Source organism: Shewanella sp. Iso12 (assembly GCF_012030025.1).
Lineage (GTDB): Bacteria > Pseudomonadota > Gammaproteobacteria > Enterobacterales > Shewanellaceae > Shewanella > Shewanella algae.
In genome coordinates, this window is record NZ_JAAUHW010000003.1 from 367,610 (window position 1) to 392,722 (window position 25,113).

Genomic DNA, 25,113 nt, shown 5'->3' on the forward strand with positions numbered 1-25,113 from the left:
CCATGAAGAATATCCATTATTTTGGCATTCGCCACCATGGTCCGGGCTCGGCCCGGCGGCTGGTGGCGGCGCTGGAGCGGTTGAACCCGGCGTTGGTTCTGATAGAAGGACCGGCTGATTGCAGTGAACTGGTGCCATTTTTGGCCAGTGACGAGATGAAACCGCCGGTGGCTCTCTTGTCATTTGTCACCGATGAAACAGGCCACAGCCTCTATTATCCCTTTGCCGAATATTCGCCCGAGTATCAGGCGTGCCGCTGGGCATTGAACACCAATACCGAGGTGCGTTTTATTGATTTGCCTGTATCTGTGCAGTTGGCATCCAGGCTGCAGGATATTGGGCCTGAGTCGGAAGATGACAACGATACAGCGACAGAAGCTGACGATACAGATTCAGCCTCTCTTCCTGAAGATTCCACCGCGCCTTACGAGGGCCGGCTCCGTCAGGATCCTGTCTCAGCACTGGCCTTGCTTGCCGGTTATGAGGACGGTGAAAGTTGGTGGAATCATGTCATAGAACAGGGCAGTGATGACGATCCTGAGCTATTTGATGCGTTGGCCCAGGCCATGGCCGAGCTCAGGAGTGCCATGCCCAATGACAGCTTGAGAGAAGCCCAGCGAGAAGCCTTTATGCGGCTGCAAATTGCCGAGGCGGCCAAACAAAACGCGGGACCAATCGCTGTGGTTTGCGGTGCCTGGCATCTGCCGGGGTTGAAGACTAAGGTTAGCCAGAAAGAAGATAAGGCTCAATTGAAAAGCCTCCCGGCAAAACTGGCGCCCAAGCGGGTGAGTTCAACCTGGATCCCCTGGACCAGCCCAAGGCTTGCCAGTGAGTCTGGCTATGGGGCCGGGGTGGCCGCGCCCATGTGGTATAGCCACCTGTGGCAACACGGTTATGACGAGGTATCTTTGACTCGTTGGCTAACCCAGGTTGCCGACATGTTGAGAGCGGCCGGGCTAATGGTTTCAACCGCCGCTGTGATTGAGACCCTGCGCCTGTGTCATAGCTTGGCTGCCATTCGCGCTCGTCCCAGTCCTGGATTCGAAGAGGTGCGGGATGCATCTATCGCCACTATGTGCGGCGGAGAAGCCAGGTGGTGGCAACAGATTTCGCAGCAACTCCTGCTCGGCTCCCGGGTCGGTGAAATACCCGCAGATGTGCCTTTGGCCCCCCTCTTGGATGACTTGCAGCGTTGGCAAAAGAAAACCCGTCTCAAGAGCGAGGCTTTGCCGCGGGAGCTTTCTCTCGACTTGCGCAGTGAGTCGGGCCAGCTGAAATCCTGGTTTTTGCATCGCCTGAGGCTGCTCGATGTGCCTTGGGGCGAGCAGGGCAGTGCCGGCGCAAGCCGAGGAACTTTCCGTGAGCGTTGGGTGATCGCCTGGCAACCTGAGTTTGCGGTGCAACTGGTTGAAAATCAAATCTATGGCAGTTCACTTGTACAGGCGGCAGCCGAACGTACCATCCAGCGCATGCGGGAGCAAAGGCAACTGGGTGAGCTGGCAAACCTGGTGTTGGAGGCCTTGGAGGCTGAATTGCCCCGAGCGGTAGAGCTGGGCTTCGAACTGTTGGCCGAGCGTGCAGCACACACTGCCGAGGGCTTGGATCTGCTGGATTGTTTGCCTCCTCTGGTGGATATCAGCCGCTACGGTACCTCGAGAAACCTGTCGCTGGCGCATGTCAATGAGTTGATTGAACGCTTGGCGGTGCAGGCATCTTTATCCTTGCCCATTGCTGTTCGCCAGTTAAATGAGGACGAAAGTAATCATTACCGGCTGGCCGTAGGCAGAGCACATGCCCAGTTGGAGTTGGCACAAGTGGCAGATTCTGTCATGGAGGGCTGGTGGCAGGCGTTAATCGAAGTGGTCAATACTGGCCTATGTGATGCGGGAGTCCGCGGGCTGTGCTGTCGCCTGCTGTATCAGGCCAAACGCCTGGATGAAGACTACCTGGCTCAATTGATGGCGAAAATGTTGTCACCGGCCAATCCGATTGCCGAAGCCAAGGGGTTCTTCGAGGGCTTCTTCAGCGGGGCTGCCGAACGCTTGCTTTACGACCCCAGGTTGCGACAGTCGGTGGACAATTGGCTGTTATCGCTTGAGGAAGAGGCGTTTGTCGAGAGTCTGCCGTTGCTGCGGCGGGTATTTGCCGAGTTGGATGCCATGGAGCGTCGCCGACTGCTGGATAGTCTCAATGCCAAAGCTGTGGCAAAAGGCACTCAGTATTCCGTGAATGATGCCTTGGTACCGCTCTGGCCTGCCCATCTGGAAGCGCTGGGCAAGTTGCTTGCAGGAGACAATCAATGGATGAATTGATGAGACAGCGTCGCTGGCAACTGGCCCTTGGCGCGGAATTGGAACAGGCGCCCCTCAATGGCAGCGACAAGCGTTTGAATGAGGCGTTGTCGGCACTCTATGGTGACGGCAAACATTCAGAGACACGTCGCGGGGGCTTGGGTGGCTCAGCACCCAGGGTGGCGCGTTGGCTTGGGGATATTCGCGAATTTTTCCCGGCATCTGTGGTGCAGTTGGTGCAGCGGGATGCCTTCGAGCGCTTGGGCCTGAAACAGATGCTGATGGAGCCCGAGTTCCTGCAAGCTATGGAGGCCGATGTGCACTTGGTTGCGGATCTCGTCAGCCTCGGGGGCATGATGCCGGCGCAAACCATGGAAACGGCGCGGCAGATCATTCGCAAGGTGGTAGATGAACTCCTGGCCAGGCTGGAACAAAAAACTGCCGAGGCCATTCGTGGTGCCGTGGATAAAAGCAAACGCAGTTTTCGTCCCCGTCATGCCGACATCGACTGGCACAGAACCATCAGTGCCAATTTACGCCACTATCAACCTGAACTTGGCACTGTGATGCCGGAAAAACTGGTGGGCTATACCCGCAAGCAGCGGCGACAGGTGGATTTGGACGAGGTGATCCTTTGCGTTGACCAGTCCGGCTCCATGGCGACATCTGTGGTCTACAGTTCCATTTTTGCGGCTGTGATGGCCTCCATTCCAGCGGTGAAAACCCGGTTGGTGTGTTTTGATACTGCGGTAGTGGACCTTACTGATGAATTGGCCGACCCGGTGCAAGTGTTGTTTGGCGTGCAACTGGGTGGTGGCACAGATATTAACCAAGCGGTAGCTTACTGCGCCGACAAAATTGAGCGCCCATCCAAGACTCACCTTATCCTGATCACGGATCTCTATGAAGGGGGCAATGAAAAGGAGCTTAAGGCTCGGGTTGCTGAACTGCTGCGCCGCGAAGTGAATGTGATCACCCTGTTGGCGTTGAGCGACGATGGGCGTCCGGCTTATGACAACCAAATGGCTGCGGATTTTGCCGCAATCGGCAGCCCGGTGTTTGCCTGTACGCCGGACAAATTTCCCGAGTTGATGGCTACGGCGCTAAAAAGGGAGGATGTGCTGCAATGGGCGGCAGACGCCGGCATAGCCACGGTTAGAGCGACTGAGTAATACCATGAAGAAGCAGGCTGATGCCTGCTTTTTTAATCCAAAGGTTCAGGCCGAAGCTTTCCCTTATCTCACATCACAGCCAAGAGCACGCTGGGCGCTACTCGTGAATCCGTCACCTGCGCCTTGGGCAAGGCCACTGTCTTTCATGCTGCCATCACGGTAGCTTCGCGGTTAAAAAATCTATCATGGCGCTGACCTTGGCCGGCAGGTGCTTGCGCCTGGGGTAGACGCAGTAAATAGCGTGTCGGGGCAGCCGATACTCGGGCATCAGGGCGACCAGGTGGCCCTTGGCGATATCGCCTCTTACAATAAAGTCCGGCATGTTGGCTATCCCCAGGCCTTGGAGAATCGCGCTGTGAATCGCATCGCTGTTATTGACCTCGAAGTTGCCTTTGGGCTCAATTCTGACTTCGCCGCCCGATTGCTGCTGGGGGCCTTGAAAGCGCCATTCGCTGCCACCGCGAAACAGCGAATAGAACAAACAGTTGTGTTGGCCGAGCTGCTCCGGCGTTTGCGGCGTGCCGTGGCGCTTTAGGTACTCGGGAGAGGCCACCAGGAAGCTCTCGCATGGCGCGATGCGCTTGGCAACCAGGCTGGAATCTGCCAGTTCACCAATGCGCAGCGCCAGATCAAAACCTTCGGCAATCAGATCGGTATGGCTGTCGCTCAACTCAAGTTGCAGGCGAATATCAGGAAAACGCTGCAGAAATTCAGCCATCAGCGGCGCGACATAGCGGCGGCCATACACCATGGGCACAGACATCCTCAGCAGCCCCTTGGGGCTGTGTTGCAGCTCGCCTATGGCATCTTCCGCCTCCCTGGCGAAACGCACCGCATGGCGCACAGAGTCATAGTAGCGCTCGCCTGCTTCCGTCAGGCTGAGCGAACGTGTGGTGCGGTACAGGAGTTGCACCCCGAGGCGCGTTTCGAGCTGGCTTATTCGCTTGCTGATTGCCGACTTACTGCTGCCGAGCTGCTTGGCAGCGGCCGAGAAGCTGCCGGACTCCACCACAGCAACAAACACCGGCAGGGCATTGAAGTGATCCATCTTGATAGTTGAGTTTTTGGAAACTGTATTGCGACATTATCGGTAATTATCCTAAATGGCAAAACAATGTAGAGTGGCGTCTGCTTGAAGGGCGGCGACAGACGCCCGGCCGAGCCCCAATAATGCCCGCCATTGGCTGGCCAAGATTGATTCGCACACGCCGGAGAAGAGAGATGCAAGGCAGCCGCAACCGAGAGTCCAATATGCCGCTATCCTGGGGAGCCGCCCTGGTGGCATTCGTTGCCGGTGGCTTACTGGCGCTGATGATCCAGCTTAACAGCCAGTTGGCCTCGGCCGGCTCACCCCTGCTGGCTTCCTGGATAGCCCATGGTACCGGGGCGTTGACCGCCCTGTTGTTATGGCTATTTATGGGAAGGCGAAAGGCAGCCCCATCGCCAGGGGGGCCTGAGCCGGAGCAGAATAAGCAGCCAAAGCGCACCTTGCCACTTTGGGCCTGGCTTGGCGGTCTGCCCGGCGCCATGACTGTGATTCTGGCGGCCATCTGCGTCAACTCTCCCCTGGGGCTGGGCGGAACCCTGGCACTTCTGCTGCTGGGGCAGTTACTGTTCGGCGCCATCAGTGATTCTCGAGGCTGGTGGTTGTTGCCAAAGCGGCAACTGCATCCACTCGAGTGGCCGGCATTACTGCTGGTACTGGCCGGGGCGCTGTTGCTGATATTTTCCGCTCACGCTTAATTTTTACCTGGGGATAAGATGATGTTGTCACTGTTTTTGTTGTTGGCGCTGGCCAACGGCGTCATGGTCAGCCTGAGCCGCAGTTTTAACGGTGCACTGGCGGCAAATAAAGGCGCGCTGCAGGCATCGTTGCTGAACCACCTATTGGGTTTTTTACTGCTGACCTTGGTATTGGCGGTTTATACCCTGTTTCAGGGCGGCGCAGTATGGCAGCTGCAGGCTACGCCGGCTTACACTTGGCTCGGCGGCGTGATAGGCGCCTTGTTTGTTGCGACCAGCAGCTGGGCTCTGGCCAGGCTTGGCGCCATGGCCTGTGCCCTGTTGGTGATTTCCGGACAGATGCTGACCGGTGTCTGGCTCGACAGCCTTTCCCGTGAGTTGGGCTGGCAGGCCTGGCTGGGGGCGGCGCTGATCCTGGCTGGTGTGATACTGCAGCGCCTGGCGGCCAAGGCGCAGACCCGTCGAGTCGGCAGCGGGTTGGACGCCGCCGACGTCAAGGCGTAAAATTCGCAACTTGTGTCCTGCATAACGCTATGTTTTCGGGCTATGGCTTTTGGTTTAAAGAAGAATGGGGAACAGGAGAGAAGAATGCCGTACTCTAATAGTCAGGCTTACCAGTGGGTATTGTTTGATGCCGATGAAACCCTGTTTCAGTTCGATGCGCCCCGGGGGCTCAAGCTGATGTTTTCCCGTCAGGGAGTGGATTTCAGCGATGCCGACTATGCCGAGTATCAGCAAACCAATGCGCCGCTGTGGGTGGCCTACCAGGATGGCAAGATCAGCGCCAGCGAGTTGCAGCTGACCCGTTTCAGCCATTGGGCCAAACGTCTCGGGCGAACACCTTTTGAACTCAACAGCGCCTTTATGACGGCAATGGCCGATATCTGTGAGCCGCTTCCCGGTGCTGCCGAGCTGCTTGATAGCCTCAAGGGCCGTGCCCGCTTGGGGATTATCACCAATGGTTTTACCGAGCTGCAGCAGGTGCGGTTGCAAAAGACCGGCTTTGCCGAACACTTTGATCTGTTGGTTATTTCAGAAGAGGTCGGCTTGGCCAAGCCGGATCCGGGTATCTTCGAGCATGCGCTGGCCAAGATGCAGCAACCCGAGCGTAAGCGGGTATTGATGGTGGGTGACAACCCCCATTCGGATATTCTCGGCGGCCTTCAAGCCGGTCTGGATACCTGTTGGCTCAACGTTAAGGGCGAGGCGGCACCCGAAGGGATTAAGCCCCATATCGAGGTGCGTTCACTGAGTGAACTGCAAAGGCAACTCTGTAGCTGATCCGCATCTTACTCAAAGCATTTTTAAACCCAAGGCCCGCCATTATGCGCAACGTAGTTCACTTAAGCGGAGCTGCCTTGTGATTAACTGGATATCGGATCTTTGATATTTTTACCGCCCTAGGCCGATTTGGCTTAGGGCGTTTGTCTATAAAAAGGATGGACAAGTCTCCTCGTAGACTGTTTAGACGCTTCGGCGTATTACCTGGTGACACCGCTTTGCTCATGACTTTGAGCTGACTTGCGATGAACTGACAAGGTACTTAAAGCTGATTTCATTGGGTATTCGACCATGCTCTACTGCCGCCTGACTCGTTTCTCGTCTCACCAAGTTATAACCAAAGTCGGCAAAGCAGTTTTGAATAGACATAAAAAATCGGAAACCTACAAACAGGTTTCCGATTGTCTCTCATCAGAAGGATCGGTCAACCGATCCTTATCTGATCTACGTTGCGCCATTATGCGGGCCTTGGGCATTTCTGCACTGCCGAGAAAAACCGCCGTCCACCAGTTAATACCTTTAGGGGACGCTGATACACCTTTAGAGCGGCTGTTAAAAACATGATCCAAGTCAATTGATAATTATTCTCATTCGTATAATATTACGCAACTTTGTTGATTTGGGGAGATATCTGAGTGAAACCGACTTATCTGGCAGTTGTTTTGGCGGCCCTGTTGAGCCCGCAGTTGATGGCGGCAGAAACAGAAGAAGCGCAGGAGCCGGCTGCAGAAAACATGGAGCGCTTGAGTGTGGTAGGGGTTAGGCAGCGGCTGGAGCAAGCCGGCACCCTGGCCAACACCATAATGAAGACAGAGGTGATAGACGCCAGCATCATAGAAAACAAGAATGCCGTTAACCTGTCGGAAGCTATAGATAACTCTCCCGGGGTAAAAGTCTCCAACGAATGCTCCATGTGTGGTGTGAAACGCATCATGCTCAACGGCATGAAAGGGGAGCAAACCACAATTCTGGTGGATGGTTTGCCGGTGCATACCATGATTTCCGGTTATTACGCCGTCGATGCCATTCCTACCACAGGGATTGAACGCATCGAAGTGGCCCGCGGCGCCGGGGCTTCACTGATTGCCCCTGAGGCGATTGGCGGCACCATCAACATCATCAGCTATGAGCCGACCGAAAACGGTGCCGAGCTGGATATCGCCGCCGGTGAAAATGGCTATCGCAAAGTGGGCTTCCTTGGCAAGGGCGTCAGTGAAGACGGCCGCACCCGGGCGACGCTGGTGGCTCAGTATGACGACAGAGATCAGTTCGACGCCGATGACAACAAGGTCAACGAGGCGCCATTGCAGGAAAACCGCAGCGTAACCGCAAGAATTTCCCAGGATATCGGCGACTTTGACAACCTGGTGCTGCGAATTGCCAATATCCAGTCGGAGATCTTCGGTGGCCCCATGCTGGGCAGCAACTTTGCCGATGGCACAGCTTCCAGCATTGGCAGTGTACTCTCAGGTTTTGATGATAAGCCCAGTGAGCCGCAGCAGCTGTTTGAAGACGGTGATATCCGCAAGCGCTACAAGGGCAAGGCCTGGGAAACCACAGAGTGGATCAAGACAGAGCGCAACGAGGCATCGCTTGCCTGGCTGAAGGAGTTCAGTGACGACTGGAACATGCACCTGGCGGTAAGCTATGCCGAGCACAAGCAGGATTCCTTCTACGAGGGGTTCGATTATACCGCCGATGACAAGATGTGGTTCTTCGACGCCAGATTCAACTACCTGCTCAACGACAGCCATTTGTTGACCTTCGGCGCCGATCTGCGTACCGAAGAGATGCGCTCCCACTCCCGCGCCGGCAGCGCCAACCCTGACTATGTCTCCGACTCTTTTGACTATGACGTCAAGGGCTTGTACCTGCAGGATACCTGGCAGGTGACAGATGCCCTCGAAGTCGCCATGGCGCTGCGTTACGACAGCATCACTGCCGACTTTACCGACCCCAGCAAGCCGGGCACAGAGCTGGACGAGTCGATACTCTCGCCCAGAGTGGATATCCGCCTGCGTCACAATGAGCTGTGGACTTCGCGTCTGTCTGCCGGCCGTGGCTATCGGGCGCCGTTGTCATTCTTCGAGACTGATCACGGCATTCTGGATGGCTCATTGGGGTTTGATATCGACATCGACGAGCTGGAACGTTCCAACTCGGTGAACTATGCCCTGAGCTACGAGGGTGACAGACTCACATCCACCGCCTCTGTGGCCTGGACTGAAGTCGAGCATCTGGCGGCGCTGACCACCAACGACCAGGGGATCCCGCTGTTGACCCAGCTGGATGAGAAGGCCAGCGTGGTGACCACAGATATCGCCCTGGGCTATCGCCTGACCGATGATCTGACGGTTAACCTTACCGGCGAGCACTTCGACTATGATTCGGTATTCAAGTCTTCCTATGCGGTGGCACCGGTCGAGGAACGGGTGACCCTGAGCGTGGATTGGGACGTCAACGATTGGGAATTTTTCGCCAACCTAGTGTGGATTGGCGGCCGCGATCTGTCGCAGTACGGTTATGAAGGTTATAACCGCCTGGATGCCAACGGTAAGGTGGATCCCGACTCGAAGAAGCGTACCGATGCGCCGTCCTACTTTACCCTGGACTTGCGTGCCAGCTATCAGTTCAACGACAACCTGTCCTTCTATACCGGGGTCAGCAACCTGTTTGACTATACCCAGGCCGGTGACGAGGAAAGCCCCTTGTTCTATGACGCCGAAGGCGCCTTCGATGTGGGTTACATCTATGGTCCGCTGCGTGGCAGAGAGATCTATGCCGGCATGAAACTGGTGTTCTGATTATGAAGCGCCTGGCCCTGGGATTATTGCTGCTGTGTGCCATGCCGTTGCAGGCCTCACAGCTGACCCGCGACTATCTGTTCCAGCCCCTTCGCGGGCAAGAGCAGCAGACGCTGGCACATCTCGAGGGCCAGAGTGCTGTGTTGATGTTCTTTGAGCCCGAGTGCCCCTGGTGTGTTAAGCAGGCGGCGGTGCTGAAAAAGTTACATCAGCTGTGCCCTGGTCATCTGCAGCCGGTGGCGCTCGGCGTCAATGGTAATCAACTCGCCCTGAAACGGGCGCTGTTCCGCCTCAACTTTCCGTTTGAGGCCTATAGAGCGCCACTGGAGTTGGTCAGAGACATGGGCGGCATTCCGGCAACACCTATCTTGTTATTGCTGGACAGTAAGGGCAGGCTGATTAAGGGTTATCGTGGTTTGACCGGGGAAACAGAACTGCAGGCGCAGCTCTGCCCGGCGGCCTGAGTGAGCCAATTTCAAACCTGACCCCATCGAGATAAAAATGCCCGGCATCGAGCCGGGCATTTTGTTGTCAATCTTAAACCCCTCCCATGGAGGTGGTGATTTATGGTGGCTGTTTGGGTGCCCAATTTCAGGGGTGCCAAAATCAGGCGCTTGGGTTGTTAATCCTTGACCGTCAGCAACTCTCTTACTTGGGCGCCGACATCGCGCTGGAACTCATCGGCCTGATCGAACACTCCCAACATCTTGATAAAGCCGTGAATCGTGCCCGGGTAGCGCTGATAGTGCAGGGCTACGCCGGAAGTCGCCAACTTGTCGGCGTACAGACGGCTGTCGTCGCACAGGGGGTCGCATTCGGCGCAGTAGAGTAAGGTAGTGGGCAGCTTGCTGTGGTCGGTTGCCAGCAAAGGGGAACAATAGGGATGAATGGCATCGGCTGGGCTGCGTAGATAGTGGTTCCAGTAGTACTTCATGCTGTCCTTGTGCAGCAAAAAACCTCTGGCGTATCTCTCCGCCGAGGCCGTGTGCCAGCCGTACTGCACCGGCGGGTAAACCAGCACCTGGCAGGCGAGATCCGCCGAGTCTTCATCGCGGCACCTCAATGCCACCGCAGCGGCGAGATTGGCACCGGCGCTGTCGCCGAAGATACCGATTCGCTTGGGATCCAGTCCCAGTCTCTCGGCGTGTTTGAACACCCACAGGGTTGCCGCGTAACAGTCATCCATTGGGATGGGGAACTTGTGCTCCGGCGCCTTTTGATAATTGACGGCAATCACCACCACGCCGCAATTCTTGGCCAGTGCCCGGCTGAAGGGGTCATTGATCTCTATGTTCGACACCATCCAGCCGCTGCCGTGAAAGTAGATCAGCGCCGGTTGGGGTTGCTCGCTGTTTTTGGGACGGTAAATCCTAACCGGCAGGTCGGCGGTAGGGCCGGGAATAAATCTGTGTTCAACGGCGGCCATCTCTTCCGGTGGCCTGGCCGGGGGAATATCGCTGTGTTCCTGATGACGACCGGCCTCGGGCACCAGATCTTCATAGGGCGTAAAGCCTGCGGCATAGGTTTGCTGCAGGAAGGTTTCAACCTGGGGATTGAGTGGCATACGGGTACTCCATTCAGCAAGGGGATCAGGCCTTGTAGGTCACCTCTGTGACCCCTTTGAGCCTGGGACGGTTGGCTTCGGCTTGTGTCAGCGGCCTCACTTCCCGAAGGGAGTTGTGGCAGCGCGGCACCAGCGCCTGATATTCCCGGGTATTGAGGCGTTTCCAGTGCAGATCTTGCTCTGTGACATCGCGGATATATCGGACGGGAGAGCCTGCCAGTAACTGCCGCGGTTGGCCCTGAAAACCGGCTTTGATAAAGCTCATGGCGCCGACTATGCTGTCTGGCCCAATCTCGGCGCCATCCATGATCACGCTGTTCATGCCTATCAGGGCATTGCGGCCTATGATGCAGCCGTGCAGCACGGCGCCATGGCCGATATGGCCATCTTCGGCGACTATGGTGTCCTGATCGCAATAGCCGTGCATGATGCAGCCATCCTGCAGGTTACTGCCGGCCTTGAGGATCAGCCGACCATAATCACCGCGAAGGGAAGCGTGAGGGCCAACGTAGACATTGGCGCCGACTATCACATCGCCTATCAGTACGGCACTGGGATGAACAAAGGCGCTGGGGTCGACAACAGGGATCAGACCTTCAAATGCATAACAGCTCATGGTATTTATCCTGGTGGGTTGCAGGGGTGGGACATCCTTGTCCCGGTTGGCGTGCTTTCCTTAAATTATTTGCCTTTCCAGACAGGATCACGTTTTTCGGCAAAGGCTTGTGGTCCTTCCAGCGCGTCTTCTGAGTGCAATACGGAAGGATAATGTTTTAGTTGGCCGCTGCGGATAAAGCGATAGGCTTCTTCCACCGGCATTTCGCTGGTGGTGCGATAAACCTCTTTCAGGGCGGCGATGGCCAGAGGGGCACTCTGGGTGATCTCCTGCGCCAACTCTCGGGCGGTTTCCATCAGTTGGCTGTTGTCCACTACCCGGTTGACTATGCCCCAGCGCAGCGCTTCCTGGGCATCCATGCGGCGGCCGGTCATCATCATCTCGTTGACGATCGCAGGCGGGATCAGCTTGGGCAGGCGCAGCATGCCGCCGCTGTCCGGTACTATGCCCAGTTTGGCTTCCGGCAGGGCGAAGCTGGCGTTGTCACTGCAGACTATCATGTCGGCGGCCAGGGCCAGCTCGAAACCACCACCGAAGGCATAACCATTGACGGCGGCGATAACTGGCTTGTCCAGATCGAACAGCTCGGTCAGACCGGCAAAACCGCCTGGACCAAAGTCGGCATCCGGGGCTTCACCCTCGGCGGCGGCTTTCAGATCCCAGCCGGCAGAGAAGAAGCGCTCACCGGCCCCAGTGATAATTGCCACCCGCAGTTCCGGATCGTCACGGAAAGCGATAAAGGCTTCACCCATGGCAAAACTGGTCTTGGCATCTATGGCGTTGGCCTTGGGGCGATCCAGGGTGATTTCCAGAATATGGCCATTGCGGCGTATGTGTAACGATTCGTTCATGCTAATACTCCATCTGGATAAAAATTAAAATATCACTGAGTATGTGCGAAATACAGTTAACGCTTATCGCCAGCCTAAGGCCATAACTATTTATGACTTAAGCAGATATTACCCAGCTACGACAATTTTGGTAATAAAGACATTACCAATTACTCTCTTGGTTTTTACGGTTTGCTTTTTAAGCCTTCGATATCTTGAAGGCTTAAAATTTAAATTCGGTTTATTGGTTTGGCTATTTATCAGCAAAGACTCTTCTTTTTTATTTTACCCGAGCAGGTTCTCGGTAAACTTTTTCTGATCTCAAGGAAAGAAGGTACCTTGAATTTAGCCATATGTTCTTCGCAATATTCGAAGAACTCCTCTTCGGTAATTGTCTGGTTTTCATGCAAGACAATAAAAGCCTTGATGGCTTGATCTCGAATAGAGTCTTTCACCCCAATAATGGCGACATCGGCAATTTTGGGGTGCTCTGAAATAATGTTTTCCAGTTCGACACAGGAGATATTTTCGCCGCAGCGTTTGATCATGTTGCAGCTGCGATCGATAAAATAGAAGAAACCTTCCTCATCGACGTAGCCTGAGTCACCCGTGTGCAGCCAACCGTCGGCGGAGAGTGTCTTGGCGGTCTCTTCCGGCAACTTGTAGTACTCGCGAAACAGTGTCTTGCCCGGTTCGCCCTTGATGCAGATCTCCCCGGTTTCACCGGTAGGTAAGGGGCGCCCCTGTTGATCGCGGATTTCCACTTGATAGCCCATGCCGACCCGGCCGATGGAGGGCCAGCGCCGCTTGTCACCTGGGCGGTCGCCTATGACGCCGACTATGGTCTCTGTCATGCCGTATGAGGTAAACAGACGCACGTTAAAGCGCTCGACGAAGGCGTCTTTTTCCTGATCTGACAGATTGAGGTAGAACAACACTTCACGCAGGCAATGCTGTTTCTCCCAAGGCATTGTAGGCTGCATCATCAGGGTGCGGATCATCAGCGGGATACACTCAGTGACAGTGGCACGATACTTACAAATCTGACCCCAGAAGGCGCGGGCGCTGAATTTTTCCAGCATCACAAAGGTGGCTCCCGCCGAAAAGGCCGCCATGGCTGCGGTGCACTGGCAGTCGATATGATAGGCGGGCATGGGAGTCAGGTAGATATCATCGTCCCTGAGGGCACATTGCCAGGCGGTGTAGTAACCGGCGAATCTGAGGTTGTAGTGGGTAATTACCACCCCCTTGGGACGGGAAGTGGTACCCGAGGTAAACAGGATTTCGGCGACATCGCCGCTGCTCAATGGCACTCTGTGTTGCAGTTCATCGGGTTGTGCCAGCCTTAGGCGGTGGAAATTGAGAATACTGGCCGGTGCAGTGGCCGACTCGTCGGCAATCAGCAGGATCTGCTGTAGTGGAGAGCCGGGATCTTGCTGCAAACAGCTATAGAGTGATTGATACTCACTGCTGGTAACCACCAGAGAGATAGCGCACTTGTCCAGAATATAGGCGGTTTCTTCCTGCAGCAGATGGGTGTTTATCGGCACCATGATGGCGCCTATCTTGGCCAGACCGAACCAACAGAAGATGAATTCGGCACAGTTGTTGATATGCAGCGCCACCTTGTCGCCCTTGGCGACGCCCAGCGAATGAAACAGGTTGGCGGTGCGGTTGATCTCTTTATTGAGCCCGGCATAACTGTATTCCTGGGCCAGCCCTTGAAGGTTTTCGACGATAAGCGCCGTTTTCTCTCCATAGTTGAGGGCCAGATCATCCCAGGTCTGACGTAAATCTTGTCCAGCTATTATATCCATTTGACACCTTGCTCAATAAAACGGGTTATGCAGCGAAGGCCTGTAAATACCGGCCTTCGCACGACTTCAGGAGTTATTTTTCTCCCTTGATTTTGGCCAGCCCTTTATTCACCAACTCCTGGATAGCAGCTTCGTCATAACCGATATCTTTGAGAATGGCATCGGTATCCATGCCGTGGCTGGGCATGCCGCGCCAGATCTGGCCTGGGTTGTTTTTGAATTTGGGCATCACATTGGGACCCTTGCAGGTACGGCCGTCCATGGTTTGCCACTGGGTGATAGACTCTCGGGCGATGTACTGAGGATTGGACTCGAGATCTTCGGCGCTGAGTACCTTGGCACAGGCAATTTTCAGCTCGGCGAAGCGCTCGCGCACCTGTTCTATGGTGCGTTGGCCTATGTAACGCTCCAGTGCATCTTCAATTTCCTGTCCATGTGGGCATTCGATGCGGTGGATAAGCTGGATGCCTTCCGGTACCGTTTCCGTGTGCAGCAGGTGGCCAAGGCCTATGTCTTTGAACAGCTCTTCAATCTGGGTGACACCGACCATTTCCATCACTATGTAGCCGTCTTCACACTTGTACAGACCACAACCGGCGTAGTAAGGGTCACGGCCCTTGTACTGGCGTGGTGCCATCTTGCCGCCGTTGAAGTAGTCCATCATGAAGTACTGGCCCATGCGTAACATAACTTCATACATGGCCACGTCGATACTTTCGCCAACACCCGTTTGCTGCGCCTTGTAAAGGGCTGCCAACGCAGATGTGGTTACTGTCATACCTGAAAAATAATCAGCTGTATAAGGGAAGGCCGCCATGGGTTGGTCGACATCGCCGTTTTGCATCAGATAGCCACTGAAGGCCTGGGCTATGGTGTTATACGCGGCCAGGTGAGTGTATTCCTCGGTGCCGTACTGACCAAAGCCTGATAAGTGAGCGATAACTAACTTTTTGTTGCGTTCCCACAAGACTTCATCCGTGATGCCACGACGGGCGAAGGCCGGGCCCTTGCTGGCTTCGATAAAGATGTCAGTGGTTTCCATCAGCTTGAGGAAGGCTTCGCGCCCTTCATCCTTGAAGATATTCAGCGACAAGGCATGCAGGTTACGGCGTGACAGCTCAGGATAGTTGGGTTGCACCCGGATAGTGTCTGTGTAAGCCACGTTTTCAATCCAGATAACTTCGGCGCCCCATTCGGCAAACAGCTGCCCGGCAAATGGGCCGGCAATCTCTATGCCGGAGAACACGACTCTGACACCCGAGAGAGGGCCAAATGTTGGCATAGCTAAATGATGTGACATGATCTGTTCCTTCTATCGATTCTTGGCATTGATGGCGCAGATTGTGCTGCGCCATACCGACCGGCCGGTTTCACCGGGAGCAGGGAGATAGGCGAACCCGGCCGGTACTCATGGGCAACTACCTGTTGCGATACTCTTTCAGCACAGCACGACCCAGAGTCAGGATCTGCATCTCGTCTGAACCGCCGGAAACTCGGTCTACCCGCAGATCGCGCCAGAAGCGGCTGATGCGGTGCTCACCGGCAATGGCGTAACCCCCGAAGACCTGCATGGCATGGTCAACTACCCGGAAGGCGGCATTGGCGCAGTAGTATTTACACATGGCTGCGTCACCTGAAGTCATGATGCCGTTGTCGGCTTTCCAGGCGGTGTGATAGATCATGTTGCGCATGTTGTTCAGCTCAATGGCCATATGGGCAAACTTCTCCTGGATCAGCTGGGTACGGCCGATGGCCTCGCCGAACTGTACCCTTTGGTTGGCGTACTTGGCGGCATCTTCGAAGGCGCAGTAAGCCGTGCCATAGTTGGTGCAGGCCACCAGGAAACGTTCGTCATCGAATTCTTCTTTCACCCGCAGGAAACCGTTGCCTTCGGTGCCGAAGAAGTCTTTCTCTTCCAGCTCAACATCGATGAATTGCACTTCGCAGCAGCTATCCATCTTCAGGCCGAGTTTGGGAAGCTTGCTGACTTTGATGCCAGGTTTGGTCATGTCGACAAAGAACTCGGAGAACACAGGTTTCTCGGAAGCTGAGTCTTTGGCCATCACCACCAGGAAGGGGCAACCGGCGGCACTGGTGATAAAGCACTTGGTACCATTGAGGTAAATCTTGCCGTCGCGGCGGGTATAGGTGGTTTGCAGGCTGCCAACATCGGAACCGGCTGAAGGCTCGGTGATGGCGGAGTTCCACATCTGTTTGCCGGTACCCAGGAAAGCCATGATCTTGTCGATCTGCTCTTGGGTGCCGTGTTTCAGTACTGTGGTGAAGCCGGCCAGTTGGAACAGGACATAGGTGGGGGCACCGAGGCGGCCCAGCTCTTCCCAGATAACCGCCAGGGTCATCAGTCCGGCTTCGAAGCCACCAAACTCTTCCGGCAATAACAGACTATCTATGCCCATTTCTGCCAGTTCTTTTACAAATCTTTCTGGATATTGACTATTTTCGTCACACTCGGAGAAATATTGTTCCCAGTTTTCTCTCTCCATTAAGTCACGAACACCTTTAACAAATAATTCCTGCTCATCAGTTAAACGATAATCCATGAAAAGTCCCCTATATAAATACATTTGTTCAAAGTAAGGTGTGAGGTGAATCTATAATCCGATCAACTCTTCCAGTTATTTTTTCGTGAATCTTTCAAGAATGAGATAATGATCATTATGTTCACGAAAACGAGAGGTGCACCGCCGGCAATAATGGCTGTTTGCAGTGGTTTTAATCCGCCCAAAGCCAACAAAACAATACCGATAACACCGACCAATACAGACCAACCTACACGAACCCAAACCGGTGGTTCATTATCCGCATCAACCCCTTTACAGGTAGACATGGCCAAGGTGTAAGAACAGGCGTTAATTAATGTTACTGTTGCCAGGAAACACAGAATAAAGAACATCCACATGGTAATGGTGCTCATAGGCAAAGCGGCCCAGGTTTCAATAATGGCCCTGGCGGCACCATACTGTTCAATCAGGGCAGGCATATTGACGATATTTTCGTTCATCAAATTAAGTGTGTTACTGCCGAGTATGGTCCACAGCAACCAGGTAGAAGCTGTTAGACCACCTACCATGGCCAGACACAGCTGACGCACGGTTCTGCCGCGGGAGATCTTGGCCAGGAAGATACACATCTGGATGCCGTAAACTACCCACCAGGCCCAGTAGAACACTGTCCAGTCCTGAGGGAAGCTGCTGTCACTGACAGAGGCTGTGTAGAACAGCATGCGGCCCATGTTCATCAGCAATACCCCGATGGAATCGGTGAAGTAGTTCACTGTGAACGTGGTGGCACCAATGATGAGTACCCAGGCGAGGATGATGATGCTCAGGTAGCTGCGCAGGTCACTGGCAATCTTGATCCCTTTTTGCAGACCAAAGGCCACACAAATGGCGTTGAAGATGATCCAGGCTGAAATAATGGTGGCATCCACTTCTATGGTGCGCGGAATACCGAACAGATACTGAATACATTCGGTAACCAGAGGTGTCGCCAGACCCAGACTGGTACCCATGGCCAGGATCAGCGCGACGACATAGATGTTGTCTATTATGGTGCCTATGATGCCTTCGCACTTCTTGCCCATGATGGGATAGAGGGTGCCGCTTGGGCGTACCACGTCCATCTTCTTCACGAACAGGAAGTAACCCAGAGCCACGGAGAAGAAGGCGTAACCGGCCCATGGCAACGGTCCCCAGTGGAACAGACTGTAAGCCAGTCCAAGTTCTTTGGCCTGTACCGACAAAGGTTCCAGTTCAAATGGGGGATAGCTGACATAGTAGTAGATCTCCAACGAGCCCCAGAACAGCACTGCGGCTGAAGTACAGGAGGCAAACATCAGGAAGATCCAGCTTCCGGTACTGAATTCAGGTTCTTCATTACCGAGGCGGTTGTTGGCATAAGGACCAAACAGCAACCAGAGCCAGCCTGCCAACATGACTATCATGTACCATTCAAATGCCCAACCCCAGCTGTGGGTTAAGTAATGGAAGACTGCGCTGATTACTTCATTGGCGGCATCAAGGTCTCTCACAGTAAAGTAGGAGAGAAGGATCACTACCAATAGTGAAGGGAAAAATATCTTCGCTTCAATACCGGCCTTTTTGATCTTTTTATTTTCACTCATCAAAATTCTCCATACCCAAAAGTCTTTAACTGATTTTCAGGAAAGGTGAGCCCGTGAGGTTTAATTAAAAACCCCAGATTAATAAAAAATGATTTGGGTTTGAGCTACTGGCTAAATAGCTCAGTTATTAAAACCAATACTGCAAGTGAATGTTGAATCGACCATTCCACTCCTTATCGCTGTCTTTCAGGCCCAGACTATTGTCACCCAACCACACAACGTTTTTGGCATGATAATAATCGACGTACACAAAGAATTGTTTGTAAGAAAGTGAGACCCCTGTGCTATTCAGTACTGAGTCGTCAAAGTTGGATTCATCTGGTGTCAAAATACTGAAGTCGTTGTAGAAGGTGAATTGGCCACCCCATTGGGTATCGACTACTTTTGACAGGTTGAATGTCATGATGTCGCCTTTGGCTGCTACTTCATAGAAGCCATTAACTGCACCAACACCAATTTTTGAAGTATCTATTTGACCATCATCATATTGATCAAAGTCATACTTCAAATATTGAAGTTGTACACCCCAGCCACGATATTTTGCATCCAGGTGTACGGCATAGTTCAGGTTGTCTCCTGATTCATCGGCCACCGGATTATAAAGTTGGCCGTATTCAACGGAGGCTCCCAAGAGCACCTGCCAGTTGTCATTTTCCCATCTGTAGCTTTCGCGCAAACTGACAGTGTTGTATTCCTTGTTGTTATAGGTTGTGCCGTCTATGGTGCCCGAACCTATGGTACCAGCGAAGTTACGATAGTCGCTGCCCTTGTAGAGAGAGCTCTGGATGAAGGAAAAGTCTGTTTCGAAGTTATTGAATTTATGGTTGATATTGAATCCAACACCATAGTCATCTTCGAAGCCAAGGTAGTAGTTGAGACTGTACCACCAGTTATGGGAAGCAAAGTTCTTATTACCGAATGCCTTGCTGACCACACCGAGCTGCAGGGTCAGATCTTCATTGGCATTCCAATAGGCATAACCGTTTTTAAGATAGTCGTAACCATCGGCAAAACGATATTCGGCGACAAAACCATAGTTTTCAAAATCCTGGGAGAGTTTTATTCCCAAGGTGTTGAAATCGAAATCACCACCCGTAGCTTTTGAAGCGTCACTAAAATCTTTAATGCTGTAGTTCGCTCTTATTGAACCACTGATATCCACCGCCAAACTTGGCGCACTAAGCGTTAATCCTAATAACATCAAGCTTAGATTTTTTAGCTTAAACTTATTCATTAACCACCCTCCGTTTTTAATTTGAACCGATTATGGTTTCGGTCATGAATAAAAAAACATTCCCGCATCACACTTTTGGTCAATGGATTGTTACCTTGCTCGAAAATGTGTGATGTAAATCAATAAAAACGGTAAAAATGAACCATTGAAGGTCGTTATATAATCAGGTTTTGTTTAATTTGGTTGAAAAATTGGATATTGCTCACAAAAAGCGGCTCAACAAACGAATTTGTTTGGTCTTAATCGAAAATAGCTTGTATTAATAAAATGACGCTGATGGATTGTGAGAGGTTTATTTAATTAATCTGATAATCAATTAAGCAACTCTAAATTTGGTTAAGGTGAACTAATCTATTATCCATGTTGATATCTAAATGGGTGTGGACTTTTATTCCCTTTCGTTACCCAGGAGGGTGCGACTTTGTGTGATGCAAGCCTGAAATTTTATTAATTATGGGTTTCCGATCACCAATGTTGAGGAATGTAAACCAGTAGAGACGAATGTTTATAGTGATACTTAGACTGGAGATAAGATGAAGATCATTGCATGTTATAAGCTTGTCCCGGAAGAGCAGGATATCAAAGTCATTCCCAACCTTCCTGTAGATACAAGTAATGTAAACAAAAAGATAGGCCAATTCGATCTGTGTGCCGTTGAAGCTGCGGTACAAATCAAGGCAACCCAGAGCGATTGCAGCATTACGGCGTTGAGTATAGGCGCAGATGCACTGGCCGCCCCCAAAGCCTGCAAAGATATCCTCTCAAGAGGCCCGGACGCGCTGACCCTGGTTTGCGATCCCAAGCTGGAGCAGGCGCTGCCCCATCAAACTGCCCGAGTCTTGGCTGCTGCTGCCAAGCAGGAAGGGTTTGAGCTGATCCTCTGCGGTGACGGTTCGGGTGACCTCTACGCCCAGCAGGTAGGTTTGCTGCTTGGTGAATTGCTGCAAGTACCTTGCATCAATGGTGTCAGCAAAATTCTGGAAGTCGCCAACGGTATGGTCAGGATTGAGCGCGAGTTGGACGACGAAGTTGAAGAGCTGGAGTTGTCGCTCCCTGCCGTGTTGGCCGTTTCTGCCGATATCAACGAACCTCAAATCCCTTCAATGAAAGCCATTCTGGCGGCGGGCAAAAAGCCGGTCAACAAGCTGGCTTATGCCGAACTGGCGCTGGAAGAGATCCCGCAGCTGGTGGAGCTGGTGTCTATTACTGCGCCTGAACAGAAGGCCCGCAAGCAGATCATTATCGAGGGTGATGATGAAGGCCAGGTTGCCGAGTTTGTCGGCCATATTGGCAATGTGTTGAATTGAGGGGGGATGAAATGAACAAGCTAGCAAATGTTTGGGTTTTCAGCAGCGAGGCTGCTCGTCTGCCCGAAGTGATGGCCGCCGGTCTGCAACTGGGTCACAGTGTCTCTGTATTCGTCTTGGGTGGTGCCGATGAGGTTGCCAGGGCTGCAGCATTGGGCGCAAACAAGGTGTATCACCTGGGTGAGAAGGACTCAAGCCGCATAGTGGAAGAGTACGCCTTGACCATGGCCAAGGCGATTGAAGCCGAAGCGCAGGCGTCCCTGGTCTTGCTGCCAGCCAGCCGCCGCGGCAAGGCGTTGGCCGCCAAGCTGGGTGTGCGCCTGAGTGCCGGGGTTTTCAATGATGCCGCCGAACTCACAATCGATGGCGAAGGCCATGTCGGTGCCAAGCACCTGGTCTACGGTGGTCTGGCCATCGGCGCAGAGAAGATCACCTCTCAAATTGCTGTGGTGACCCTGGCCGCCGGCGCCTTCAAGGAGCTGCCAGCCGAAGAAGCGGGCCGCAGCGCCGAAACTATCACTCTGGAATTTGTTGCCCCAGCCAATGGCATTCGTTGCCTGGCACGTCGGCCAAAGGAAAAATCCAATATCGACCTGGGTAAGGCCAAGCGCGTTATCGGTGTGGGCAATGGCATAGGTTCGCAGGATAACCTGAAGCTGATTGAACAGCTGGCCGCCAAGGTTGGTGCCGAACTGGGCTGCAGCCGTCCGATTGCCGAAACTGAAAAGTGGATGGAGCGTGAGCGCTACATTGGGGTTTCAGGTGTGATGATTAAGCCTGATGTCTATATGGCCATAGGGATTTCCGGTCAGATCCAGCACATGGTTGGCGTCAACGACTCCCTGACCATTATTGCTGTCAACAAAGACAAGAATGCCCCCATCTTCCAGTATGCGGATTACGGCATTGTCGGTGATATCAACAAGATAGTTCCAGCCCTGCTGAACAGCTTCAAAGGCTAACTATCTGGCCCAGCTACCGGCTCAAGGGGCCGGTAGTCTCGAATTCAAGAGAGGATCAGCATGTCAGAAGATGCATTTGACGCAATCATAGTGGGAGGCGGGCTCGCCGGCTGCGTTGCTGCCTATGTCCTGGCCAGTCAGGGCGCCGATGTTCTGGTGATTGAACGCGGCAACTATGCCGGGGCCAAGAATATGACTGGCGGTAGACTCTACGCCCACAGCATGGAAAAGATTATGCCCGATTTTGCCAAACGGGCGCCGCTGGAGCGTAAGGTTACCAAGGAAAAAGTATCGTTTCTCACTGATGATACTGCAGTAACCCTGGACTATCACAACGGCCGTGGTCAGGAGCCGGTAGAGGAATCTTATACTCTGCTCAGGGGCACTTTCGATCAGTGGCTGGCCGAACAAGCCGAGGAAGCCGGTGCTCAGTTTATTACCGGTATTCGGGTTGAAAAAATCCTCAAGGAAGACGGTAAGGTCATAGGGGTGGAGGCCGATGGCGACTCACTGTTGGCCAAGACAGTGATTCTGGCTGAAGGGGTCAACCCTCTTCTGGGGGAACAGCTCGGCATGGTTAAGCCCAAGGTGCAATCCAGTGCCATGGCGGTCGGAGCCAAGGAGCTTATCGCCCTGTCAGAGCAGCAGATACGGGATCGTTTTAATGTCAGCGGTGATGAAGGCGTTGCCTGGCTGTTTGCCGGTTCACCCTCCAATGGTCTCTTGGGTGGGGGCTTCCTTTACACTAATAAAGACACTGTTTCTTTGGGGATTGTTTGTGGCTTGCACCACATAGAAACCTCTTCCAAGACAGTGCCGCAGATGTTGGAAGACTTCAAGAATCATCCGGCGATCAAGCCTTTGATTGAAGGTGGCAAGTTGCTTGAGTACTCAGGCCACGTGGTTCCCGAGGCCGGACTGAACATGCTGCCCAAGCTGGTGGATGACGGTGTCTTGATTGCCGGGGATGCGGCAGGCTTCTGTCTCAACGTGGGCTATACGGTTCGCGGAATGGACTTGGCTATCGCATCCGGTGAGGCCGCTGCCAGAGCCGTACTTGCCGCCAAGGCCAAGAATGACTTCAGTGCCGCCGGACTCGGTGCCTATCAAACACTGCTGGACAACAGCTTCATCATGAAAGATCTCAAGCTGTACCAGAAATTACCCGCCTTTATGGAGAACCCAAGGATCTTCAATCAGTATCCCAAGCTGGTCGCCGACATTATGCAGGAGATGTTCACCATAGATGGCAGCGCCTCGCAACCTCTGCGCAAGACCCTGATGAAGCATGCCAAAGAAGTGGGTTATATGAATCTGATTAAAGATGGTATTAAGGGGATGACAGCGATATGAGCGAGCCAGTCAATGTTGATGTGAAATTGGGGGTGAACAAGTTCTATGTCGATGAGGGACATCCACATATTGAGCTTGTTGAAAACCCGGATATCAATGAATTCCGTAAGTTGGTTAACGCCTGCCCAGCAGGACTCTATAAAATTCAGGACGACGGCAGCCTTAAATTTGACTCTGCCGGTTGTTTGGAATGTGGCACCTGTAAAATGCTTTGCGGTGAAACCATTATCAAGAAATGGGAATATCCCAGGGGTACATTCGGTATTGAATATCGTTATGGCTAGTGCTGCTTGAAAACCTTAAATCTGAATTTAAGTTAGTTTTCTAACGAGCTCGATTGTGCAAAATGAGAGCATACACTTTTAATGTTATTAGCCCTGTTGAATAAACAGATTTTGATAATGATTAACTTGAAGCGCTGTGCTCTTATTTGTTTTAACTTTTAACCTGTTTAAAGATTTGTCTGCGACTTATGTAGTTTGCTAACTGTAACCGTTTTCTCACTTTTGAGCTTCAGATTTGTTTTAGTCCCATTTATTATTCAGTATTTCTCGACTGAGAAATCAGGCTGAAGATTAATGGCACATTTTGTGAACGAATAAATCAACCATGTTTATTGGTTTAATATAAGAGATTAGCATATGAAAGCTAAAAAGTTCGATGAAATGGAGTTTACGCCATTACATAAGAAAATCATGTTTTGGGGCAGTGGTGGTCCCTTCCTCGACGGTTATATTCTGGTCATTATTGGCCTGGCGCTTGAGCAACTGATCCCTGAAATGCAGCTGGATGCCAACTGGATAGGCCTGGTTGGGGCATCTACCCTGGTGGGCCTATTTGTCGGTACCGCACTCTTTGGTTACATCGCCGACCTATTCGGTCGTAAGTTAATGTTTCTAATAGATATCATAGCGATAGCCGTGTTATCTGTCGCCACTATGTTCGTTTCATCGCCGATAGAGTTAGTGGTGATGCGCTTCCTTATCGGGGTAGTGATAGGGGCCGATTACCCCATTGCCACCTCCATGGTGGCCGAGTTTTCCCCAACCAAGAAGCGGGCCTTTACCATGGGCTTCATAGCCTTGATGTGGTATGTGGGCGCTACTGCGGCCAATGCGGTAGGTTATCTGCTTTATGACGTTGAAGGGGGCTGGCGCTGGATGCTCGGCAGCGGCCTGATCCCTTGTCTGGTAATCCTGCTTGGGCGTTTTCATCTGCCCGAGTCGCCACGCTGGCTGCTGCGCAAGGGCCGTATTGCCGAGTACAAACAAGTTATGCAACAGTACTTTGGCGGCAATATTCATATTGAAGCGGAAGAGAAGATCGATACCCAGTATCGTAAACTGTTCGAAAAACGCAACTTCACCATGATCATCTTTATCGGCACAATTTGGACCTGCCAGATCATTCCCATGTTTGCCATCTACACCTTTGGGCCGCAGATAGTCGGGGCCTTGGGTTTTTACGATGGCAAAGACTCGGCGCTTGGCAACATTATTATCAGTACCTTCTTTATCATAGGTTGTATTCCGGCCATGTATTGGCTGGATTCCATGGGCCGTCGACCACTGCTTATCATCAGCTTTGCCATGATGACCTTGTCGCTGGCCATGCTGGGACTGGTTTCCTCGCCTGGTATCTGGGTAGTGATTGCGGCCTTTGGCATGTACGCCTTCTGCTCCGGAGGCCCTGGGATCTTGCAGTGGCTCTACCCCAATGAGCTGTTCCCTACCGATATCCGCGCTTCGGCCGTGGGTGCCGTGATGTCTTTCAGCCGTATAGGCACCATACTCTCGACCTATGCCTTGCCTGTGTTTATGAACGCTTACGGCGTTTCCTGGACCATGATGGCCGGTGCCGGTATTTCACTGTTGGGCCTGGTGGTTTCCATCTTGCTGGCACCGGAAACCCGTGGCATGAACCTGGCGGACACCAGTGTTGCAGGATTTGTAAAGCACTGATTATAAAATGCTAATCATCTTTCGCTAGTTATCA

General features: G+C 52.9%; 21 protein-coding genes and 1 pseudogene. 12 read left to right on the forward strand and 10 right to left on the reverse strand.

The annotated features are described in order from the left end of the window. Positions 1–2: 2 nt before the first annotated feature. On the forward strand, positions 3–2,312 hold the full coding sequence (locus HCX89_RS08390) for a DUF5682 family protein (protein ID WP_167715673.1): 2,310 nt from the start codon (positions 3–5) through the stop codon (positions 2,310–2,312). Next, entirely contained in the window at positions 2,300–3,463 is a 1,164-nt protein-coding gene (locus HCX89_RS08395; RefSeq protein WP_167715675.1) for a VWA domain-containing protein, read from the forward strand. Before HCX89_RS08390 ends, HCX89_RS08395 begins: the two co-directional genes overlap by 13 nt. 154 nt (positions 3,464–3,617) lie before the next feature. On the opposite strand, the gene HCX89_RS08400 is transcribed toward HCX89_RS08395, so the two are convergent. Then, positions 3,618–4,511: a LysR family transcriptional regulator gene (locus tag HCX89_RS08400; protein WP_167715677.1), complete on the reverse strand. Its 894-nt coding sequence runs from the start codon at positions 4,509–4,511 to the stop codon at positions 3,618–3,620. A gap of 173 nt (positions 4,512–4,684) precedes the next feature. Here HCX89_RS08400 and HCX89_RS08405 point away from each other — a divergent pair, with 173 nt between their 5' ends. The 3 genes from HCX89_RS08405 to yjjG all read left to right on the forward strand — a co-directional run bounded on the left by HCX89_RS08405 (position 4,685) and on the right by yjjG (position 6,487). After that, entirely contained in the window at positions 4,685–5,206 is a 522-nt protein-coding gene (locus HCX89_RS08405; RefSeq protein ID WP_217351525.1) for a DMT family transporter, read from the forward strand. Between the two features lie 18 nt (positions 5,207–5,224). After that, a complete protein-coding gene (locus tag HCX89_RS08410) occupies positions 5,225–5,710 on the forward strand; it encodes a DMT family transporter (protein WP_223828871.1) in 486 nt (161 codons plus the stop codon). An 84-nt stretch (positions 5,711–5,794) separates the two neighbouring features. Further along, the gene (gene yjjG, locus HCX89_RS08415) at positions 5,795–6,487 is read left to right on the forward strand and encodes a pyrimidine 5'-nucleotidase (protein ID WP_028780088.1); all 693 of its coding nucleotides are present in this window, start codon (positions 5,795–5,797) and stop codon (positions 6,485–6,487) included. Between the two features lie 58 nt (positions 6,488–6,545). Here yjjG and HCX89_RS08420 read toward each other — a convergent pair. Continuing rightward, a pseudogene (locus HCX89_RS08420) lies at positions 6,546–6,826 on the reverse strand (IS4 family transposase); the annotation flags it as partial. A 296-nt stretch (positions 6,827–7,122) separates the two neighbouring features. On the opposite strand from HCX89_RS08420, the gene HCX89_RS08425 reads away from it, so the two are divergent. Together HCX89_RS08425 and HCX89_RS08430 are read left to right on the forward strand one after the other, a co-directional pair. Then, positions 7,123–9,291 (forward strand): TonB-dependent siderophore receptor, encoded by a 2,169-nt coding sequence (locus HCX89_RS08425; RefSeq protein WP_093983885.1) that lies wholly within the window; start codon positions 7,123–7,125, stop codon positions 9,289–9,291. A 2-nt stretch (positions 9,292–9,293) separates the two neighbouring features. After that, the gene (locus HCX89_RS08430; RefSeq protein WP_096142479.1) at positions 9,294–9,755 is read left to right on the forward strand and encodes a conjugal transfer protein TraF; all 462 of its coding nucleotides are present in this window, start codon (positions 9,294–9,296) and stop codon (positions 9,753–9,755) included. Between the two features lie 158 nt (positions 9,756–9,913). Here HCX89_RS08430 and HCX89_RS08435 read toward each other — a convergent pair whose 3' ends face one another. From HCX89_RS08435 to HCX89_RS08470, 8 genes are all read right to left on the reverse strand, one after another. After that, complete coding sequence (locus HCX89_RS08435; RefSeq protein WP_167715679.1) at positions 9,914–10,855, reverse strand: alpha/beta hydrolase; 942 nt, start codon at positions 10,853–10,855, stop codon at positions 9,914–9,916. Between the two features lie 25 nt (positions 10,856–10,880). Next, on the reverse strand, positions 10,881–11,471 hold the full coding sequence (gene caiE, locus HCX89_RS08440) for a carnitine operon protein CaiE (RefSeq protein WP_115389631.1): 591 nt from the start codon (positions 11,469–11,471) through the stop codon (positions 10,881–10,883). Positions 11,472–11,536: 65 nt separating this feature from the next. Next, on the reverse strand, positions 11,537–12,322 hold the full coding sequence (caiD, locus tag HCX89_RS08445) for a crotonobetainyl-CoA hydratase (RefSeq protein ID WP_025010097.1): 786 nt from the start codon (positions 12,320–12,322) through the stop codon (positions 11,537–11,539). A 239-nt stretch (positions 12,323–12,561) separates the two neighbouring features. Continuing rightward, on the reverse strand, positions 12,562–14,118 hold the full coding sequence (gene caiC, locus HCX89_RS08450) for a crotonobetaine/carnitine-CoA ligase (protein WP_144191437.1): 1,557 nt from the start codon (positions 14,116–14,118) through the stop codon (positions 12,562–12,564). 73 nt (positions 14,119–14,191) lie between these two features. Continuing rightward, positions 14,192–15,418, reverse strand: coding sequence for an L-carnitine CoA-transferase (caiB, locus tag HCX89_RS08455; RefSeq protein WP_167715682.1), 1,227 nt, complete (start codon positions 15,416–15,418; stop codon positions 14,192–14,194). A 118-nt stretch (positions 15,419–15,536) separates the two neighbouring features. Continuing rightward, the gene (gene caiA / locus HCX89_RS08460; RefSeq protein WP_025010094.1) at positions 15,537–16,679 is read right to left on the reverse strand and encodes a crotonobetainyl-CoA dehydrogenase; all 1,143 of its coding nucleotides are present in this window, start codon (positions 16,677–16,679) and stop codon (positions 15,537–15,539) included. A gap of 62 nt (positions 16,680–16,741) precedes the next feature. Then, on the reverse strand, positions 16,742–18,262 hold the full coding sequence (caiT, locus tag HCX89_RS08465; protein ID WP_025010093.1) for an L-carnitine/gamma-butyrobetaine antiporter: 1,521 nt from the start codon (positions 18,260–18,262) through the stop codon (positions 16,742–16,744). A gap of 127 nt (positions 18,263–18,389) precedes the next feature. Then, complete coding sequence (locus HCX89_RS08470) at positions 18,390–19,496, reverse strand: hypothetical protein (protein ID WP_129586084.1); 1,107 nt, start codon at positions 19,494–19,496, stop codon at positions 18,390–18,392. A 533-nt stretch (positions 19,497–20,029) separates the two neighbouring features. Here HCX89_RS08470 and fixA point away from each other — a divergent pair. The 5 genes from fixA (at position 20,030) to HCX89_RS08495 (ending at position 25,079) form a co-directional block, all read left to right on the forward strand. Further along, entirely contained in the window at positions 20,030–20,803 is a 774-nt protein-coding gene (fixA, locus tag HCX89_RS08475; protein ID WP_144164998.1) for a putative electron transfer flavoprotein FixA, read from the forward strand. Between the two features lie 11 nt (positions 20,804–20,814). Then, complete coding sequence (locus tag HCX89_RS08480) at positions 20,815–21,765, forward strand: FAD-binding protein (protein WP_167715685.1); 951 nt, start codon at positions 20,815–20,817, stop codon at positions 21,763–21,765. Positions 21,766–21,825: 60 nt separating this feature from the next. Next, positions 21,826–23,118 carry an FAD-dependent oxidoreductase gene (locus HCX89_RS08485; RefSeq protein WP_167715687.1) on the forward strand — a complete coding sequence of 431 codons (1,293 nt, stop codon included), beginning with the start codon at positions 21,826–21,828 and terminating at the stop codon, positions 23,116–23,118. Next, complete coding sequence (locus tag HCX89_RS08490; protein ID WP_025010089.1) at positions 23,115–23,402, forward strand: 4Fe-4S dicluster domain-containing protein; 288 nt, start codon at positions 23,115–23,117, stop codon at positions 23,400–23,402. The genes HCX89_RS08485 and HCX89_RS08490 overlap by 4 nt, the downstream gene beginning before the upstream one ends. Positions 23,403–23,759: 357 nt before the next feature. Beyond that, positions 23,760–25,079 carry an MFS transporter gene (locus HCX89_RS08495; RefSeq protein ID WP_145839360.1) on the forward strand — a complete coding sequence of 440 codons (1,320 nt, stop codon included), beginning with the start codon at positions 23,760–23,762 and terminating at the stop codon, positions 25,077–25,079. The last annotated feature ends 34 nt before the right edge of the window (positions 25,080–25,113 follow it).